We start from the raw sequence: 16,975 nt of genomic DNA, 5'->3' as shown, positions 1-16,975 counted from the left end.
CCCGTACCACCGCGCCGCCCGGCCTCTCCCGTACCGCCGCGCCCCGCGCCCTCCCCCGTACCACCGCGCCGCCCGCCGTCGTCGCCCCGCTCGGCGCGCCACGAGGCGGCGCGCCGTTCGCCCATGCCGTAGGCGCGGGCGAGTTCGTGGACCTGGCGCGTGACGCGGCGCTGGTACCACGTCGGCGCGTAGGCCCCGTCCCCGTACAGGCGCCGGTAGGGCCCGACGAGGTGCGGGCGCTCGCGGGCGAGCCAGGACATGAACCACTCGCGCGCGCCGGGCCGCAGGTGCAGTACGAGCGGTGTGACGGAGGTGGCGCCCGCTTCGGCGATGGCCCGCACCGTGGCCTCCAGTTGCTCGGGGCCGTCGCCCAGGTAGGGGATGACGGGGGCCATGAGGACGCCGCAGTCCAGGCCCCGCTCGCCCAGGCGCCGTACGACGTCGAGGCGCCGGGCGGGGGCGGGGGTGCCGGGCTCGACCGTGCGCCACAGCGCCTCGTCGGTGAAGCCGACCGAGACCGAGACGCCGACCTGCGTCACGCGCGCCGCCTCGGCGAGCAGCGGGAGATCGCGGAGGATCAGCGTGCCCTTGGTGAGGATGCTGAACGGGTTGGCGTACTCGGTGAGCGCCGTGATGATGCCCGGCATGAGCCCGTACCGGCCCTCGGCGCGCTGGTAGCAGTCCACGTTGGTGCCCATCGCGATGTGCTCGCCCTGCCAGCGCGGGGAGGCGAGGCGCTTGCGGAGCAGTTCGGGCGCGTTGACCTTGACGACGATCTGGCTGTCGAAGCCGAGGCCCGTGTCGAGGTCGAGGTAGCTGTGCGTCTTGCGCGCGAAACAGTAGACGCAGGCGTGCGAGCAGCCCCGGTAGGGGTTCACGGTCCATTCGAAGGGCATCCGCGAGGCGCCCGGGACGCGGTTGACGATCGAGCGGGCGCGTATCTCGTGGAAGGTGATGCCCGCGAATTCGGGGGTGTCGAAGGTGCGGGTCGTGACGGACTCGGCGGAGAACAGCGCGTTCCTCGCGGTCGTGGGGTCGGTGGCGGTGTCGTTCAGGTTGTCCCAGCGCATGGGGCGGCCTCCTCGGGGTCGCGGACCGGCCGCGTGCGAGACGCGGGCCGCGAACAGGGCGCGGACGGAGCGCGCACGGAGCGCGGACGGGTCGCTTTCGAACAATAGAACACTTGTTCCCTTGATCGCTGGGAGGCTGGATTTGGCGGCGTGGCCCGGCGGTGGTTGGGTGGGCCTCACCGCCGCAGCGGCGGGCGTGTGAGAACACCCGGTGAAGTCCCTGGAGGTAGTGCAATGGCGCAGGTCGAGGCGACGACGGAGCGGATCATCGCGGCCGGCCCCGAGGACGTCTTCGACGCGCTCGCCGACTACAGCGGCACGCGCGAGAAGCTCCTGCCCGAACAGTTCAGCGAGTACGAGGTGCGCGAGGGCGGCGACGGCGAGGGCACCCTCGTCCACTGGAAGCTCCAGGCGACGAGCAAGCGGATCAGGGACTGCCTCCTGGAGGTCGGCGAACCGCAGGACGGCCAGCTCGTCGAGAAGGACCGCAACTCCTCGATGGTGACGACGTGGACCGTGACGCCGAGCGGCGAGGACTCCTCGCGCGTCGTCGTCACGACGACGTGGGACGGCGCCGGCGGCATCGGCGGCTTCTTCGAGAAGACGTTCGCCCCGAAGGGGCTCGCGCGGATCTACGACGCGGAACTCGCGAAGCTCGCCGCGCACTTCGGGGCGTGACCCGGTTCCGGGGCTGACCTCGCGGGGCTCCGCCCCGGACCCCCGCTCCTCAATCGCCGGAGGGGCTGCGTTGTGCCCCTCCGGCGTCAACACGCTGCTGCGTCTCCCGCCGTTCCGGTGTCACTGAGATGAGTGGATCTCCGTATCCCCTCCGCCATACGCCGTAAGGCCCTCACCGGCACAGATGTCCGTGCGCCCGCGCACAACCGCCCCTTCCTCCGCACTCTTCGTACTTGCGCCGCCACGGAACGCGATGCGAGAACTGTCCCCGCACGGGCGGACGAAGGGGACAAGGGTGAGCGGTACGACGCTGGCGGAGAACTGGCCGGGGCTCGACGAACGGGGTGGTGCGCCCCTCGCCAAGCCGGCGCCCCCTCTCCCCGTCCCCCCGCGGGCGGACGACCCGCCGCCGGCGCAGGCGCCGCCCGAGCTGACCCGGGCGCAGCTGCGTACCGTCTTCCTCGGGCTCATGCTCGCGCTTCTCCTCGCGGCGCTCGAACAGATGATCGTGGCGACCGCGCTCCCGAAGATCGTCGGCGAGCTGCACGGCCTCGACCGCATGTCGTGGGCGATCACCGCGTACCTGCTCACCTCGACGGTGGGGCTGCCGATCTACGGGAAGCTCGGCGACCTCTTCGGGCGCAAGGGCGTCTTCCAGTTCGCGATCCTCGTCTTCGTCGTCGGCTCCGCGCTCGCCGGCTGGTCCCGCTCGATGGACCAGCTCATCGCCTTCCGCGCCATCCAGGGCATCGGCGCGGGCGGCCTGATGATCGGCGTGCAGGCGATCATCGGGGACATCGTGCCGCCGCGCGAACGCGGCAAGTACATGGGCCTCATCGGCGCCTCCTTCGGCCTCGCCTCCGTCGCGGGGCCGCTCCTCGGCGGCTTCTTCACCGACCACGTCTCCTGGCGCTGGTGCTTCTACTTCAACGTCCCCTTCGGCGTGCTGACCCTCGTCGTCGTCACCCTCGTCCTGAAACTGCCCCGGCCGCGCCGCAAGGCGAAGCTCGACGTGCTCGGCGCGACCCTCCTCGCCGTCGCCTCCGCGTGCCTCGTGCTGCTCACGAGCTGGGGCGGCACCGAGTACGCGTGGGGCTCGCGCATGATCATCGGGCTCGGCGCGGGCGCCGTCGTCAGCTCCGCGCTCTTCCTGCTCGCCGAGCACTACGCCACCGAACCGCTCATCCCGCTGCGCCTGTTCCGCGAGCGCGCCTTCAACGTCACGGGACTCGTCGGCGCCGTCGTGGGCGTCGCGCTCTTCGGCGCGGCGAGCTACCTGCCGACCTACCTCCAGATGGTCGACGGGGCGAGCGCCACCGAGTCCGGGCTGCTCATGCTGCCGATGATGGGCGGCGTCGTCATCGCCTCGATCGTCGCGGGACAGCTCATCACGCACACCGGGCACTACCGGATCTACCCGATCCTCGGCGGCGTCCTCTCCACGCTCGGCATGTGGCTCCTGTCCCGCCTGGAGATCGGCACCTCGCGGTTCGCGTACAGCGTGTGGATGGCCGTGCTCGGCGCCGGGATCGGGCTCATCATGCCGGTCCTCGTCCTCGCCGTGCAGAACGCCGTGCGCCCCGGCGACCTCGGCACGGCGACGAGCGCGAACAACTACTTCCGGCAGATCGGCGGCAGCGTCGGGGCCGCGATCTTCGGCACCCTCTTCGCGAGCCGCCTCGCCGACGCGCTCGCCGACCGGCTGCCCGCGGGCGCCGGTGACACCCTGCCCGACCCCGAGTCCGTCACCCCGCAGCTCGTGCACCACCTCCCGGCGCCGCTGCGGGACGGATTCATCCAGGCGTACGCCGACGCGATGCCGAGGATCTTCCTCTACCTCGTGCCGGTGCTCGCCCTCGGCCTGCTGATCGCCTGCTTCCTGAAGGAGACCCCCCTCGTGTCCACCGCCGCAGCGCACACCCCCGCCGAGCCCGCCGGGCCGGGCCCCGAGGCGCTCGCCGACACCACCGAAGTCCGCCTCCCCGCCAGCCGCACCCCGCACGCGGGCCCCGGGGTCCCGGTGTGCGGCAGCGTCCAGCACCCGGACGGCAGCCCCGTCCCGCGCGCCGCGCTCACGCTCATCGACATCGCGGGGCAACAGGTCGGACGCGGCGCGAGCGGCGAGGACGGGAGGTACGCGCTCGCGACCCCGGGCATCGGCTCGTACGTGCTCATCGCCGCCGCGGGCGGCCACCAGCCGCAGGCGGTCACAGTGACGGTCGCGGAGCGGCCCGTGGAACTGGACGTCGTGCTCGGCGGCGCGGGGCGGCTCGCGGGGCGGGTCAGGACCGCGGACGGCACACCTGTCGCGGGCGCCTCGGTGACGCTCACGGACGTACGCGGCGAGGTCGTCGCGCACACGCGCTCGGAACACGACGGGGCGTACGTGCTCGACGACCTCGTCGCGGGCGAGTACACGCTCGCCGCGAGCGCGACCGCCTTCCGCCCCGCCGCGCTGCCGCTCACCGTGCAGGCGGCGCGCGAGACCCGGCAGGACGTGGAACTGGCCGGGGGAGCGGTACTGCGCGGGACGGTGCGGGCCAGGGGCGGGCGCCCCGTCGAGGACGCGCGCGTGACGCTGCTCGACGCGGCCGGCAACGTCGTCGACTCGCTCACGACCGAGGCCGACGGCAGCTTCCGCTTCGTGGACCTGTCCTCCGGCGAGTACACGGTCATCGCGGCGGGCTACCCGCCGGTCGCCACGGTCCTCCAGGTGGCGGGCGGCGGCCGCACGGAGCGGGACCTGCTCCTGGGACACGAGGACTGACCCCCACCTGCCCCGCTGAGCGGCGGCCCGGCCACCTCCCCGGCCGGGCCGCCGCTCAGCGGCTCGGCATCTCCATCGACGCGCAGAAGCCCGAGTCCTCGATCGCCGCGTTGATCGCCTTGCCCTGGGCGGGGCTGGTGACGATGCCGTCGTAGGAGAAGCGCGCCGCCGCGGCGGCGGCGAGGTTCGAGGCGCCCCCGTTGATCGCGGAGCACTGCTCGCGGGCGGCGTCGATCGCCGTGTCCTCGTGCGCCGTGTCGGCCGCGTTCGGGGCGACCGCGCGGAGCGCGAGCAGGAGCGCCGCGCGGGAGGCGCCGGCCGGCTCCGGCGGGATGCCGACCGCGGACTCGGCCGCCGCGATGCCGGGGTCGTTATCCGCGTCGGACGCGCCGCTGCCGGCGTCGCCGCCGCAGGCAGTGAGCGTCGCGCAGACGGTGAGGAGTACGGCGGCCGCGAGGGTGCGGCTCCCGCGGGTCGTGTGCTTCATGGGGCTCATGAGGATCATGATGTCCGCGCGCGCCCGGGTGCGCCGGGAATCCGGGGAAGAGCCCCGGCGCAGGGCGCGCGCGTCCACGCACCGTGCGGAGCCCCGGGCGCGGTCCGGTGGACGCCGCGCCCCCTCCCCGCCCCCGGCGCACTCCCCGGCGTACGGAATCCGTCAAGAGCGCCCCGCGCGCCATATGGACGGCGTCAACAGCGCTGCGGAGCGACGGAAACCGCGTTTCGATCGGAACGTATCCAACCGTTCAGACCGTGGAAACGCACGGCTTAGCTCTCAGGAGTCAACGATGGCCGATCTGGCCTTCGTGGCCACCATGCTCGCGGTGTTCGCGCTCGTGGCCCTCGTCGCGAAAGGGGTGACGAAGCTGTGACCGCCGAAAACATCACCGGGCTTCTCGTCGCCCTCGCCCTCCTCGTGTACCTCGTCCTCGCGCTGGTCCGTCCGGAGAGGTTCTGAGCGGCGACATGAGTCCTGTTCTGGCCGGAATACTTCAGTTGCTCGCGCTCGTCGTCGCCCTCGGCCTCTCGTACCGGCCGCTCGGCGACTACATGGCGCGGGTGTATTCCTCGCCCCGCCACCTCCGGGTGGAGAAATGGATCTACCGGGCCATCGGCGCGAACCCGGACACCGCGATGCGGTGGCCCGCCTATCTGCGCGGTGTGCTCGCCTTTTCCCTCGTATCCCTCCTCTTCCTGTACGCGCTCCAGCGCCTCCAGGGAATCCTGCCCGGCTCGCTCGGTTTCTCCTCGATCGACCCGGACCAGGCGTTCAACACCGCCGCCTCCTTCGTCGCCAATACCAACTGGCAGTCCTACTACGGCGAGCAGGCGATGGGCCACGTCGTGCAGACCGGCGGCCTCGCGGTGCAGAACTTCGTCTCGGCCGCCGTCGGCATGGCCGTCGCGATCGCCCTCGTCCGCGGTTTCGCCCACCCCCGCCTGCTGGGCCGCAAGCTCGGCGCCGGGAACGGTGAGCTGGGCAACTTCTGGTCCGACCTCGTACGCGGCACGGTCCGCGTCCTGCTGCCGATCGCCGCCGTCGCCGCCGTCCTGCTCGTCGCGTGCGGCGCGATCCAGAACTTCACCGGCATCCACGAGGTCGGCCAGTTCTCCGGCGGGACGCAGCAGTTCAACGGGGGAGCGGTCGCCTCGCAGGAGGCGATCAAGGAACTCGGCACCAACGGCGGCGGCTATTTCAACGCCAATTCCGCGCACCCCTTCGAGAACCCGAACCCGCTCTCCAACCTTCTGGAGATCTTCCTCATCCTGGTGATCCCCTTCTCCCTGACCCGCACCTTCGGCCGCATGGTCGGCTCGGTGCGCCAGGGATACGCGATCCTCGCCACGATGGGTCTCATCTGGCTCGGTTTCACCGCGCTCATGATGTGGACGGAATTCGCCCATCACGGCCCCGCCTTCGACCTCGCGGGCGGCGCCATGGAAGGCAAGGAAACACGTTTCGGAATCGGCGGTTCCTCGCTCTTCTCGGTCGCGACGACGCTCACCTCGACCGGCGCGGTCAATTCCTTCCACTCGTCCTTCACCGGACTCGGCGGCGGCATCACGATGCTGGGCATGCAATTGGGCGAGATCGCACCCGGTGGTGTCGGTTCCGGGCTCTACGGAATGCTCATCATCGCCGTCATCGCGGTATTCCTCGCCGGACTCATGGTCGGCCGCACCCCCGAATACCTCGGCAAGAAGATCGGGCCGCGCGAGATCAAACTCGCCGCGCTCTACATCCTCGTCACCCCGGCGCTCGTCCTGTGCTTCACGGCCGCCGCGCTGGCGCTGCCCACGCCGGGGAACTCGATGACGAACTCGGGCCCGCACGGCTTCTCCGAGATCCTGTACGCGTACACCTCGGGCGCCAACAACAACGGCTCCGCGTTCGCCGGGCTCAACGCCGACACGCAGTGGTTCAACACCACGATCGGTCTCGCGATGCTCCTCGGCCGCTTCCTGCCGATGGTCTTCGTCCTCGCCCTCGCGGGCTCCTTCGCCTCACGGCGTCCCGTCCCCGAGACGGCCGGCACCCTCCGCACCGCGAAGCCCCTCTTCACCGGGGTGCTCACCGGCACCCTCCTCATCATCACCGGACTCACCTACTTCCCCGCGCTCGCGCTGGGACCGCTCGCCGAAGGGCTCGCCTCATGAGCACCGTCACCCCTGTCCGGCAACCGGCGCCGGACCAGCCGGAACCCCCGGACACCACGGAACGCGTCGCCGGCGGCCTCTTCGACCCCGCCCAGCTCGTGCGGTCCCTCCCCGAGGCGCTGCGCAAGCTCGACCCGCGCGTCATGGTCAAGTCCCCGGTCATGTTCGTGGTCGAGATCGGCTCCGTCCTCACCACGGTCTTCGCCTGCCTCCACCCCGGGGACTGGTTCGGCTGGACGATCGCCGCGTGGCTCTGGCTCACGACGCTCTTCGCGAACCTCGCCGAGGCCGTCGCCGAGGGCCGCGGCAAGGCCCAGGCCGCGTCCCTGCGCCGTACCCGCAGCGAGACCGTCGCGCGCCGCCTGAACGGGACCGCCGAGGAACAGGTCCCCGGCAGCGCGCTGCGCGTCGGCGACCTCGTGGTGTGCGAGGCCGGGGACGTCATCCCCGGTGACGGGGACGTCGTCGAAGGCGTCGCCTCCGTCGACGAGTCGGCCATCACGGGTGAGTCCGCGCCCGTCATCCGCGAATCGGGCGGCGACCGCTGCGCCGTGACCGGCGGCACCCGCGTCCTCTCGGACCGCGTCGTCGTCCGCGTCACGGCGAAGCCCGGCGACACCTTCATCGACCGCATGATCGGCCTCGTGGAGGGCGCGGCACGCCAGAAGACGCCGAACGAGATCGCGCTCACGATCCTGCTCGCCTCGCTCACGATCGTCTTCCTCCTCGCCGTCGTCACCCTCCAGCCCTTCGCGCACTACGCGGGCGCCGACCAGTCCGTCACGGTCCTCGTCGCGCTCCTGGTCTGCCTCATCCCGACGACGATCGGCGCGCTGCTCTCCGCGATCGGCATCGCGGGCATGGACCGCCTCGTGCAGCGCAACGTCCTCGCCACCTCGGGCCGCGCCGTCGAGGCGGCGGGCGACATATCGACACTGCTCCTCGACAAGACGGGCACCATCACGCACGGGAACCGCCGCGCGAGCGCCTTCCTCCCCGTCACCGGCGTCACCGAGGCCGAACTCGCCCGCGCGGCACGCCTGTCCTCGCTCGCCGACGAGACGCCGGAGGGCCGCTCCATCGTCGCGCTCGCCGAGGAGCGGGAGCCCGGGCCGTACGAGGAGAGCCCCGCCGGCACGGAGAACGTGCCGTTCACCGCGCAGACCCGCATGTCCGGCGTGGACCTGCCGGCCGCCGGGACCCGCATCCGCAAGGGCGCCGCGGGTTCCGTACGGGACTGGGTCCGCGCGTGCGGCGGCGAGCCCGGCGAGGAGGCGGCCAAGATCGCGGACGAGATCGGCGGGAGCGGCGGCACCCCGCTGCTCGTCGCCGTCGAGGACGCGCACGGGGCTCGCGTCCTCGGCGTCGTCCACCTCAAGGACGTCGTGAAGGCGGGGATGCGGGAGCGGTTCGCGGAACTGCGCCGCATGGGCATCCGCACCGTCATGATCACGGGCGACAACCCGCTGACCGCCGCCGCCGTCGCGAAGGAGGCGGGCGTCGACGACTTCCTCGCCGAGGCGACCCCGGAGGACAAGCTCGCGCTCATCCGGCGCGAGCAGGCTGGCGGCCGGCTCGTCGCGATGACGGGCGACGGCACGAACGACGCGCCCGCGCTCGCCCAGGCGGACGTCGGCGTCGCGATGAACACCGGGACCTCGGCCGCCAAGGAGGCCGGGAACATGGTGGACCTCGACTCCGACCCCACCAAGCTCATCGAGATCGTCTCGATCGGCAAGCAACTGCTCATGACCCGGGGCGCGCTGACGACGTTCTCGATCGCCAACGACGTCGCGAAGTACTTCGCGATCATCCCGGCGATGTTCGCCGCGACCTATCCCGGGCTCGACAAGCTCAACATCATGCGCCTCGACTCGCCCGAGTCGGCGATCCTCTCCGCCGTGGTCTTCAACGCGCTGATCATCGTGGCGCTCGTCCCGCTCGCCCTCAAGGGCGTCCGCTACCGGGCGGCGGGAGCGGACCAGCTCCTCCGCCGCAACCTGGGCCTCTACGGCCTCGGCGGCCTGATCGCGCCGTTCCTCGGCATCAAGCTCGTCGACCTCCTCGTCTCGCTCATCCCCGGAATCGGGTGACCCGCCATGAACTCCACCGCAGGCACCACGGGACGACTCCTGTGGGCCGGGCTGCGCGCCCTGCTCGTCCTGACCGTCGTCACCGGGGTGCTCTACCCCCTCGCGATCACCGGCATCGCCCAGGGCCTCTTCCACGACAAGGCCAACGGCTCCGAGATCAAGGAGAACGGCAAGGTCGTCGGCTCCGCGCTCATCGGTCAGCGCTACGACCTGCCCGCCAAGAAGGGCGAGGACACCCCCCGCCCCGACCTGCGCTTCTTCCAGCCGCGCCCGTCCAACGGCCTCGGCACGAACAGCGTCAACACGCAGTACAAGCTCATTCTGTCGGGCGCGACGAACCGCTCGGGCGACAACAAGGAGCTGATCAGCTGGGTCCGGGACGCCAAGTCGGCCGTCGTACGGGACAACTCGGTCCCCGGCCACCCGGTGGACCCCGCCGACGTCCCCGCCGACGCCGTCACCTCCTCCGGCTCGGGCCTGGACCCCGACATCTCCCCGAAGTACGCCGCCCTCCAGGCCCGCCGCGTCGCCGAACGCAACGACCTGCCGCTGCACAAGGTCCGCGCCCTGATCGACGCCCACACGACCGACCGCACGCTGGGCTTCGCGGGCGAGCCGAGGGTGAACGTCCTGAAGCTGAACATCGCCCTGCGGGAGGCGGCCCAGCACTGACCCGCACCAAAATCCAGACCCGCAGCCGAATCCGACCCGCGCGCAAAATGCGACCCGCACCAAAAACCAGCCCCTCTGGGGGTACCTCCCGGCCGAAGGCTGGGGGAGCTTGAGGAGCGGGGCCCGGGGCGGAGCCCCGGATCGGGCCCGGGGCGGAGCCCCGAACAGGGGGCGCGGTGGCGAAGCCCCCGCAAGGGGCCCGGGGCGCAGCCCCGGGCCTCCCGCCACCGCCACTGGTACCGCCATTGGCGGTGCCGCCACCCCGAACGGAAGGCCATTGACCTGCGCGCCTGCCGCAAGATCTACTCTGTCGGGGCCGCCCGCCCAGGGCCCCGCCCCGACGAGAGGAGGACGCGTGCGGATTCTGATCAGCGCCGACATGGAGGGCGCCACCGGCGTCACCTGGCCCGGCGACGTCCTGCCGGGAACCCCGCTCTGGGAGCGGTGCCGGCCGATGTTCACCTCCGACGTCGACGCCGCCGTGCGCGGCTTCTACGACGGCGGCGCGGACTCCGTGCTCGTCAACGAGGCGCACTGGTCGATGCGCAACCTGCTCATCGAGCGGATGGACGAGCGCGTCGAGATGCTCACCGGCAAGCACAAGGACCTCAGCATGGTCGAGGGCGCGCAGTACGAGGGAGCCCGCGCCGCCGACGCGATCGCCTTCGTCGGCTACCACGCCGGGGCCGGGATGGAGGGCGTCCTCGCGCACACCTTCCTCGCCAACCAGATCACCGGCGTGTGGCTCGACGGACGCCGCGCGAGCGAGGGCCTGCTGAACGCCGCGCTCGTCGCCGAGTACGGCATCCCCGTCATCCTCGTCACCGGCGACGACCTCGCCTGCCGGGACGCCGAGGGGTACGCGCCCGAGGCCCGCAAGGTCGCCGTGAAGGACCACGTCTCGCGGTACGCGGCGATCTGCCGCACCCCGACCCGGACGGCCAAGGACATCCGCGCCGCCGCGAAGGAGGCCGTGGCGCTCGCGGGGCGCCACGAGCCCGTGCCCGCCGCACCGCACACGATCGACGTCGAGTTCGACGCCGCGCATCTCTCGCAGATCGTCACCTCGATCCCCGGCGTCGCGCGCGCGGGCGAACGCAAGGTCTCCTTCGAGAGCCCGACCATGTACGAGGCGTACCGCACCTTCAAGTCGGTGTGCTCGATCGCCTCCGGAGCAGTGGAGGAGCAGTATGGCTGAGCAGCAGACTCCCGCCGCCGAGGGCCCCGACGCCCTCTCCCTCGACGAGGTCGTCACCTACACGTCCGACCTCATCCGCATCGACACCACGAACAGGGGCGGCGGCGACTGCCGGGAACGACCCGCTGCCGAGTACTGCGCGGCCCGCCTGGCCGAGGCCGGGCACGAGCCCGTGCTCCTGGAACGCGCGAAGGACCGCGCCAACGTCGTCGTGCGCGTCCCCGGCACCGATCCCACCGCTCCCGGGCTGCTCGTGCACGGCCACCTCGACGTCGTGCCCGCGCAGGCGGCGGACTGGAGCGTCGACCCGTTCTCGGGCGAGGTGCGCGACGGTCTCGTGTGGGGGCGCGGTGCCGTCGACATGAAGAACATGGACGCGATGATCCTCGCCGTCCTCAACTCCTGGCACCGCACCGGGGTGCGGCCCCGGCGCGACATCGTCGTCGCCTTCACCGCCGACGAGGAGGCGAGCGCCGAGGACGGCTCCGAGTTCCTCGCCGAGGAGCACGGCCACCTCTTCGAGGGCGTCAGCGAGGGCGTCAGCGAGTCCGGGGCCTTCACCTTCCACGACGGCTCGGGCAACGAGCTGTACCCCATCGCCGCCGGGGAACGCGGCACCGCCTGGCTGGAGTTGACCGCACGCGGACGCGCGGGGCACGGCTCCAAGGCGAACGCGGAGAACGCGGTGAGCCGCCTCGCCGCCGCCGTGACCCGCATCGGCGCCCACAAGTGGCCCGTCCGCCTCACCCCCGTCGTGAGCGCCGCGCTCAAGGACATCGGCGCCGTCTACGGGCTCGAAGCCGACCTGGAAGCACCGGATTTCGATGTCGACGCCTATCTCGCGAAGCTCGGCCCCGCCGCCTCGCTCGTCGCCTCGACCGTCCGCAACAGCTCCAACCCCACGATGCTGAACGCCGGTTACAAGGTCAACGTGATCCCCGGCAGCGCCACGGCGATGATCGACGGCCGCTTCCTGCCCGGTCACGAGGACGAGTTCCGCGCCACGATGGACGAGCTGACCGGGCCCGACGTGGCCTGGGAGTTCCACCACCGCGAGACCGCGCTGACCGCCCCGCTCGACTCGCCCACGTACGCGCGGATGCGGGAAGCCGTACGGGAGTTCGCGCCCGAGGGCATCCCGGTCCCGTACTGCATGTCGGGCGGCACCGACGCCAAGCAGTTCTCGCGCCTCGGCATCACCGGCTACGGCTTCTCGCCGCTGCGGATGCCGCCCGGGCTCGACTACAACGCGCTCTTCCACGGCGTCGACGAGCGCGTCCCCGTGGACGCCCTCCACTTCGGCGTCCGCGTCCTGGACCGCTTCCTGCGCACCGCCTGAGCCGCGGGACCGCGCTCCCGCCGCACGCACGTACCTTCCGAGAGAGGCATCCATGGGCAGCACCCCCGCCGAACTCCCCTACGGCACCTGGCCGTCACCGATCGATGCGGAGACCGCCGCGAGCCACGACGGCTCGCCCGACCACCTCGGCCATGTCGGTGACGAGCTGTGGTGGACCGCGCCGCGCCCCGCCGAGGGCGGTCGCAGGACGCTCGTGCGGCGACGCGCGGACGGCACCGAGGAGAGCGCGCTGCCCGCGCCGTGGAACGTGCGCAACAGCGTGATGGGATACGGGGGTTTCCCCTGGACGGGCCGCACGGGGGAGCACGGGCCGCTCGTCGTCTTCACGCACTTCGGCGACCAGCGCCTGTACGTGGTCGAGCCGGACGCCCCGGGCAGCGAGCCGCGCCCGCTCACCCCGCTCTCCCCGGTCGGCGGCGGACTGCGCTGGTGCGAGCCGGTCTTCGCCCCCTCTGGCGACGAAGTATGGTGCGTACTGGAGGAGTTCACCGGCGGGGAGCCGACCGACCTGCGGCGCGTGCTCGCGGCCGTACCTCTCGACGGCTCGGCGGCCGGCGACCGCGCGGCGGTACGCGAACTGACCGACGCGGCGCACCGGTTCGTCACCGGGCCCAAGCTCTCCCCGGACGGCACGCAGGCCGTGTGGCTCGCCTGGGACCACCCGCGCATGCCCTGGGACGGCACCGAACTGCGGCACGCGACCATCTCCCCCGACGGCACCCTCACCGCCGCCCGCACCCTCATCGGCGGCCCCGGGGAAGCCGTCGCGCAGGCCGAGTTCACGCCCGAGGGCGCGCTCCTCGCGGCGACCGAGCGCGGCAACTGGTGGAACCTGCACCGCGTCGACCCCGCCAGCGGCGAGGCCACCAACCTGTGCCCGCGCGAGGAGGAGACCGGCGGCCCGCTGTGGAAGGCGGGGATGCGCTGGTTCGCCCCCCTCGAAGGCGGCCTCGTCGCGATGCTCCACGGGCGCGGCGGCAACGCCCTCGGCATCCTCGACCCCGCCGCGGGCACCCTCGTGGACGCCGTCGGGCCCTGGACCGAGTGGTCCGCGACCCTCGCCGTGCACGGCAGCCGCGTCACCGGGATCGCCGCCGGACCCACCTCGGGCGCCGAGATCGTCGAACTCGACACCGGCACCGGGCGCGCCCGCGTCGTCGCCGCCCCGCACCACGACGCCGTGGACCCGGCCTACTACCCGGTCGCCGAGGAACGCGTCTTCACCGGCCCCGGGGGCCGCGACATCCACGTCCACCTGTACCCGCCGCACCACCCGGAGGCCACCGGGCCCGCCGGGACGCCCGCCCCGTACGTGATGTGGGCGCACGGAGGACCCACCGGGTACGCGCCGTGCGTCCTGGACCTGGAGATCGCCTACTTCACCTCGCGCGGCATCGGCGTCGCGGAGGTCAACTACGGCGGCTCGGCCCACTACGGCAAGGAGTACCGCGAGCGGCTGCGCGAGCAGTGGGGCATCGTGGACGTCGAGGACTGCGCCGCCGTCGCCCGGGCCCTCGCCGACGAAGGGCTCGCCGATCCCGCGCGCCTGGCGGTGCGCGGCGGCAGCGCGGGCGGCTGGACCACGGGCGCCTCGCTCGTCTCCACCGACGTCTACGCCTGCGGCACGATCCTCTACCCGATCCTCGACCTCACGGGCTGGGCCACGAGCGGCACGCACGACTTCGAGTCGCAGTACCTCGAAGGACTCATCGGCCCGCTCGCCGAGGTCCCCGGACGGTACGAGGAACGCTCGCCCGCGAACCACCCCGAGCAGGTGGGCGCGCCCTTCGTTCTCCTCCAGGGCCTGGACGACCCCATCTGCCCGCCCGTGCAGTGCGAACGCTTCCTCGACGCGCTCGCGAGCGCCCCGGGCGGCGGCGTCCCGCACGCCTACCTCACCTTCGAGGGCGAGGGCCACGGATTCCGCAGGCTCGACACGCTCGTCCGCGCCCTCGAAGCCGAACTCTCGCTGTACGCGCAGACGTTCGGCTTCGAAGCGGCGGACGTCCCGCACCTGGAGCTGCGCACGGCGGAGCAGCGGTGAGCCTCGTCCCGCTCACCCGCCCCGCCCGGCTCGCGCCGGGCGCGCGCGTCGCCGTCGTCGCCCCGAGCGGCCCCGTCCCCGAGGACCGCCTCAAACCGGGGCTCGACCTCCTGCGCGAGTGGGGCCTCGAACCCGTCGTCGGCGCCCATGTCCTCGACCGGCACCCGCAGTTCGGGTATCTCGCGGGCACCGACGCCGACCGCGCGGCCGACCTCCAGGCCGCCTGGTGCGACCCGGCCGTGGCCGCCGTGCTGTGCGCGCGGGGCGGATACGGGGCGCAGCGTATGAGCGACCTGCTCGACTGGGACGCGATGCGCGCCGCCGGGCCCAAGCCCTTCCTCGGCTTCAGCGACATCACCGCGCTCCACGAGGACTTCGCGACGCGCCTCCACCTCGCCACGCTGCACGGCCCGATGGCCGCCGGGATCGACTTCCTCCAGCACGAAGGCTCCCGCGCCCACCTGCGCGCGACGCTCTTCGCACCCGAGGCCGTCCAGGTCCTGCACGCCGCCGAAGGCGCCCGCGCCCTCGTCCCCGGACGGGCCGAAGGCGTCACCTTCGGCGGCTGCGTCTCGCTCCTCGCCGCCGAACGCGGCACCCCGCACGCGCGGCCGAGCGGCGCGGGCGGGCTGCTGCTCCTGGAGGACGTCGGCGAGGAGGCGTACCGCCTCGACCGCATCCTCACGCAACTCCTGCGCACCGGACTGCTCGACGGGGTGCGCGGCGTCCTCCTCGGCTCCTGGGAGGAGTGCGGCCCGTACGAGAGCGCGATCCGGCCGCTGCTCGCCGACCGTCTCGGCGGTCTCGGCGTGCCCGTGATCGAGAACTTCGGCTTCGGCCACGGGCGCGGCGCGCTCACGATGCCGCTCGGGGTCCGGGCCGTGCTCGACGCGGACGCGGGGACGCTGACGCTGACGGAGCCCGCGCTGGCCTGAGACCTGCGCTCAGGCGGGCCCCTCGTCGTCGAGCCCCGCGCGGGCGAGGCGTTCGAGAAGCGCGATGGCCTTGTCGACGTCCACGCGCTCCTCGGGACGCACGACCTCGTCGATCGCGCGCGCGAGGAAGGCGGCCCGGCCCGCGAGCAGCCGCTCGATCAGCTCGGCGGCCGAAGGAGCCGCGCTGGTGAGCTTCTTGCGGCCGTCCGAGGGGTCGGGCTCGGTACGGACGAGCCCGGCCGCCTTGAGCGCGGCGAGGCTCTGCGCGATGGACTGCGCGCTGACGTGGTCGAGCGCGGCGAGCCGCGCGGCGGTCACCGGGCCCTCGCGCACGACGCTCGCGAGGACGGTGAGCTGCGTGGGCGTGAGCCCCGTCGCGTGCTGCCCGGACTCGCTCCGCAAGCGGGCGCGGAGCCGCCGGATGGCGTCGTTGAGGCGCTGGGCGCGGTCGACGCCGGCCCCGGCGGCGGCGGTTCCGGATGGCGCCGGGGCGGGAGGCGGGGCGGACGGGCTGGGCATGCGGGGAGGCTAAAAATACGCAAGTAACTTTGTCAAGCTTCTTGCGTACCTGTCGCGGCACCCTTCGCACGGAACGTCGCGAGTGCCTCCAGGTCCCCCACCGCGGCGCCCACGTACGTCTCCGCCCAGGCCCGCGCGTCCGGGTACGCCGAACCCGCGACGACCGCCCCGATCGCCGCCGGTACGTCCACGGGCGTGTGCCGCAGCGAGACCTGCCCGTCGCGCAGCAGTGCCCAGGAGCCGCCGGGCCGGCCGTACGGCATCCCGACGCTGCCCGGGTTGACGACGAGACGCCCGCCGACGAGCCGCACGAACGGCATGTGGGTGTGCCCGCACACCACTGTCCGCACCTCCTGCGGCAGCCCGGCGAAGACCTCCGCCCACTTCTCGGGGCAGGTGTCCACGAGCACCACTTCCTCGTCGTCGCGCGGGGTGCCGTGGCAGAACACGACGGGGCCGAAGCCCGCGACCTCGCGTGTCACGGGGTGCGGGAGCCCGTTCAGAAGGGCGAGGTGGGCGGGGGTGAGCTGCCGGGCGGCCCACAGGTCGACGGGCCAGGCGCCGTCGGCGGCGAGGGTGCCGCGCGCGAGGGCCACGAGCTCGCGGTCCGCGTTGCCCCGTACGAGCACGGCGCGCTCCCCGAGGGCGGTCAGGCGGTCCAGGACCGCGACCGGCTGCGGGCCCGCCGCCAAGTCGCCGGTGAACACGAGCAGTTCGGCATCGCGCACGTCCGGCTCGGCGAGGACGGCGTCGAGGACGGGCAGGACGCCGTGGAGATCGGAGAGCACCGCGACGGCGCGAGGGATCATCCCGTCATGCTCGCGCGCCCCTTCGCGGGGTTCAAGCCGGGTGCGGGGAGGACGCCGAGGGCGCGGAGCGCGGCGCGGACCCCGGTGTGGCGGGCGGCGTGCGTGTGCGCGGCGGTGAGCGCGTCGGGTCCGTACGCCGTCGTGAGCCCGATGACGCGGCACCCGGCCGCGC

At 72.8% G+C, this 16,975-nt stretch carries 14 protein-coding genes; 10 read left to right on the top strand and 4 right to left on the bottom strand.

Annotation, left to right across the window (positions count from 1 at the left end; translation table 11 throughout):
• Positions 1-1,070 (bottom strand): Rv2578c family radical SAM protein (locus G3I42_RS22290; protein WP_239096612.1); only part of this gene is annotated, 1,070 nt, incomplete at its 3' end.
• 234 nt (positions 1,071-1,304) lie between these two features.
• Here G3I42_RS22290 and G3I42_RS22285 point away from each other — a divergent pair.
• Together G3I42_RS22285 and G3I42_RS22280 are read left to right on the top strand one after the other, a co-directional pair.
• A complete protein-coding gene (locus G3I42_RS22285; protein ID WP_164288603.1) occupies positions 1,305-1,748 on the top strand; it encodes an SRPBCC family protein in 444 nt (147 codons plus the stop codon).
• A gap of 295 nt (positions 1,749-2,043) precedes the next feature.
• Positions 2,044-4,515 carry an MFS transporter gene (locus tag G3I42_RS22280; RefSeq protein WP_164288601.1) on the top strand — a complete coding sequence of 824 codons (2,472 nt, stop codon included), beginning with the start codon at positions 2,044-2,046 and terminating at the stop codon, positions 4,513-4,515.
• Between the two features lie 55 nt (positions 4,516-4,570).
• On the opposite strand, the gene G3I42_RS22275 is transcribed toward G3I42_RS22280, so the two are convergent.
• Positions 4,571-5,011, bottom strand: coding sequence for a hypothetical protein (locus tag G3I42_RS22275; protein WP_239096611.1), 441 nt, complete (start codon positions 5,009-5,011; stop codon positions 4,571-4,573).
• 372 nt (positions 5,012-5,383) lie between these two features.
• Between G3I42_RS22275 and kdpF the strand changes: the two genes are divergently transcribed.
• The 8 genes from kdpF (at position 5,384) to G3I42_RS37765 (ending at position 15,475) form a co-directional block, all read left to right on the top strand.
• Entirely contained in the window at positions 5,384-5,473 is a 90-nt protein-coding gene (gene kdpF / locus G3I42_RS38270; protein WP_164288599.1) for a K(+)-transporting ATPase subunit F, read from the top strand.
• Positions 5,474-5,481: 8 nt separating this feature from the next.
• A complete protein-coding gene (kdpA, locus tag G3I42_RS22265; RefSeq protein WP_164288597.1) occupies positions 5,482-7,173 on the top strand; it encodes a potassium-transporting ATPase subunit KdpA in 1,692 nt (563 codons plus the stop codon).
• A complete protein-coding gene (gene kdpB, locus G3I42_RS22260) occupies positions 7,170-9,266 on the top strand; it encodes a potassium-transporting ATPase subunit KdpB (protein WP_164288595.1) in 2,097 nt (698 codons plus the stop codon). The genes kdpA and kdpB overlap by 4 nt, the downstream gene beginning before the upstream one ends.
• Positions 9,267-9,272: 6 nt before the next feature.
• On the top strand, positions 9,273-9,938 hold the full coding sequence (locus G3I42_RS22255; RefSeq protein WP_164288593.1) for a potassium-transporting ATPase subunit C: 666 nt from the start codon (positions 9,273-9,275) through the stop codon (positions 9,936-9,938).
• Positions 9,939-10,293: 355 nt separating this feature from the next.
• The gene (locus tag G3I42_RS22250) at positions 10,294-11,136 is read left to right on the top strand and encodes a M55 family metallopeptidase (protein ID WP_164288591.1); all 843 of its coding nucleotides are present in this window, start codon (positions 10,294-10,296) and stop codon (positions 11,134-11,136) included.
• A complete protein-coding gene (locus G3I42_RS22245) occupies positions 11,129-12,475 on the top strand; it encodes a M20/M25/M40 family metallo-hydrolase (RefSeq protein ID WP_164288589.1) in 1,347 nt (448 codons plus the stop codon). Before G3I42_RS22250 ends, G3I42_RS22245 begins: the two co-directional genes overlap by 8 nt.
• A gap of 52 nt (positions 12,476-12,527) precedes the next feature.
• Entirely contained in the window at positions 12,528-14,540 is a 2,013-nt protein-coding gene (locus tag G3I42_RS22240) for a prolyl oligopeptidase family serine peptidase (RefSeq protein WP_164288587.1), read from the top strand.
• Positions 14,537-15,475: an LD-carboxypeptidase gene (locus G3I42_RS37765; RefSeq protein ID WP_164288585.1), complete on the top strand. Its 939-nt coding sequence runs from the start codon at positions 14,537-14,539 to the stop codon at positions 15,473-15,475. The genes G3I42_RS22240 and G3I42_RS37765 overlap by 4 nt, the downstream gene beginning before the upstream one ends.
• Before the next feature lie 9 nt (positions 15,476-15,484).
• Here the strand turns inward: G3I42_RS37765 and G3I42_RS22230 are convergent, their stop codons facing one another.
• Both G3I42_RS22230 and G3I42_RS22225 read right to left on the bottom strand, forming a co-directional pair.
• Positions 15,485-15,994 carry a MarR family transcriptional regulator gene (locus G3I42_RS22230; protein ID WP_203607158.1) on the bottom strand — a complete coding sequence of 170 codons (510 nt, stop codon included), beginning with the start codon at positions 15,992-15,994 and terminating at the stop codon, positions 15,485-15,487.
• Between the two features lie 32 nt (positions 15,995-16,026).
• Complete coding sequence (locus G3I42_RS22225; protein ID WP_203607157.1) at positions 16,027-16,803, bottom strand: metallophosphoesterase family protein; 777 nt, start codon at positions 16,801-16,803, stop codon at positions 16,027-16,029.
• Between the last annotated feature and the right edge of the window lie 172 nt (positions 16,804-16,975).

Origin of the sequence: Streptomyces sp. SID11385, assembly GCF_010548245.1 — a bacterium.
Taxonomy (GTDB): Bacteria; Actinomycetota; Actinomycetes; order Streptomycetales; family Streptomycetaceae; genus Streptomyces.
Note: the sequence above shows the minus strand (reverse complement) of the source record. Positions and strands in the feature narration are given on the sequence as shown.

Bases quoted from the DNA above. Each gene is read 5' to 3' on its own strand.
- G3I42_RS22255 (WP_164288593.1), top strand. From the start codon at position 9,273: ATGAACTCCACCGCAGGCACCACGGGACGACTCCTGTGGGCCGGGCTG.
- kdpB (WP_164288595.1), top strand. From the start codon at position 7,170: ATGAGCACCGTCACCCCTGTCCGGCAACCGGCGCCGGACCAGCCGGAA.
- G3I42_RS22275 (WP_239096611.1), bottom strand. From the start codon at position 5,011: ATGAGCCCCATGAAGCACACGACCCGCGGGAGCCGCACCCTCGCGGCC.
- G3I42_RS22285 (WP_164288603.1), top strand. From the start codon at position 1,305: ATGGCGCAGGTCGAGGCGACGACGGAGCGGATCATCGCGGCCGGCCCC.
- G3I42_RS22225 (WP_203607157.1), bottom strand. From the start codon at position 16,803: ATGATCCCTCGCGCCGTCGCGGTGCTCTCCGATCTCCACGGCGTCCTG.
- G3I42_RS22240 (WP_164288587.1), top strand. From the start codon at position 12,528: ATGGGCAGCACCCCCGCCGAACTCCCCTACGGCACCTGGCCGTCACCG.
- G3I42_RS22230 (WP_203607158.1), bottom strand. From the start codon at position 15,994: ATGCCCAGCCCGTCCGCCCCGCCTCCCGCCCCGGCGCCATCCGGAACC.
- G3I42_RS22245 (WP_164288589.1), top strand. From the start codon at position 11,129: ATGGCTGAGCAGCAGACTCCCGCCGCCGAGGGCCCCGACGCCCTCTCC.
- kdpA (WP_164288597.1), top strand. From the start codon at position 5,482: ATGAGTCCTGTTCTGGCCGGAATACTTCAGTTGCTCGCGCTCGTCGTC.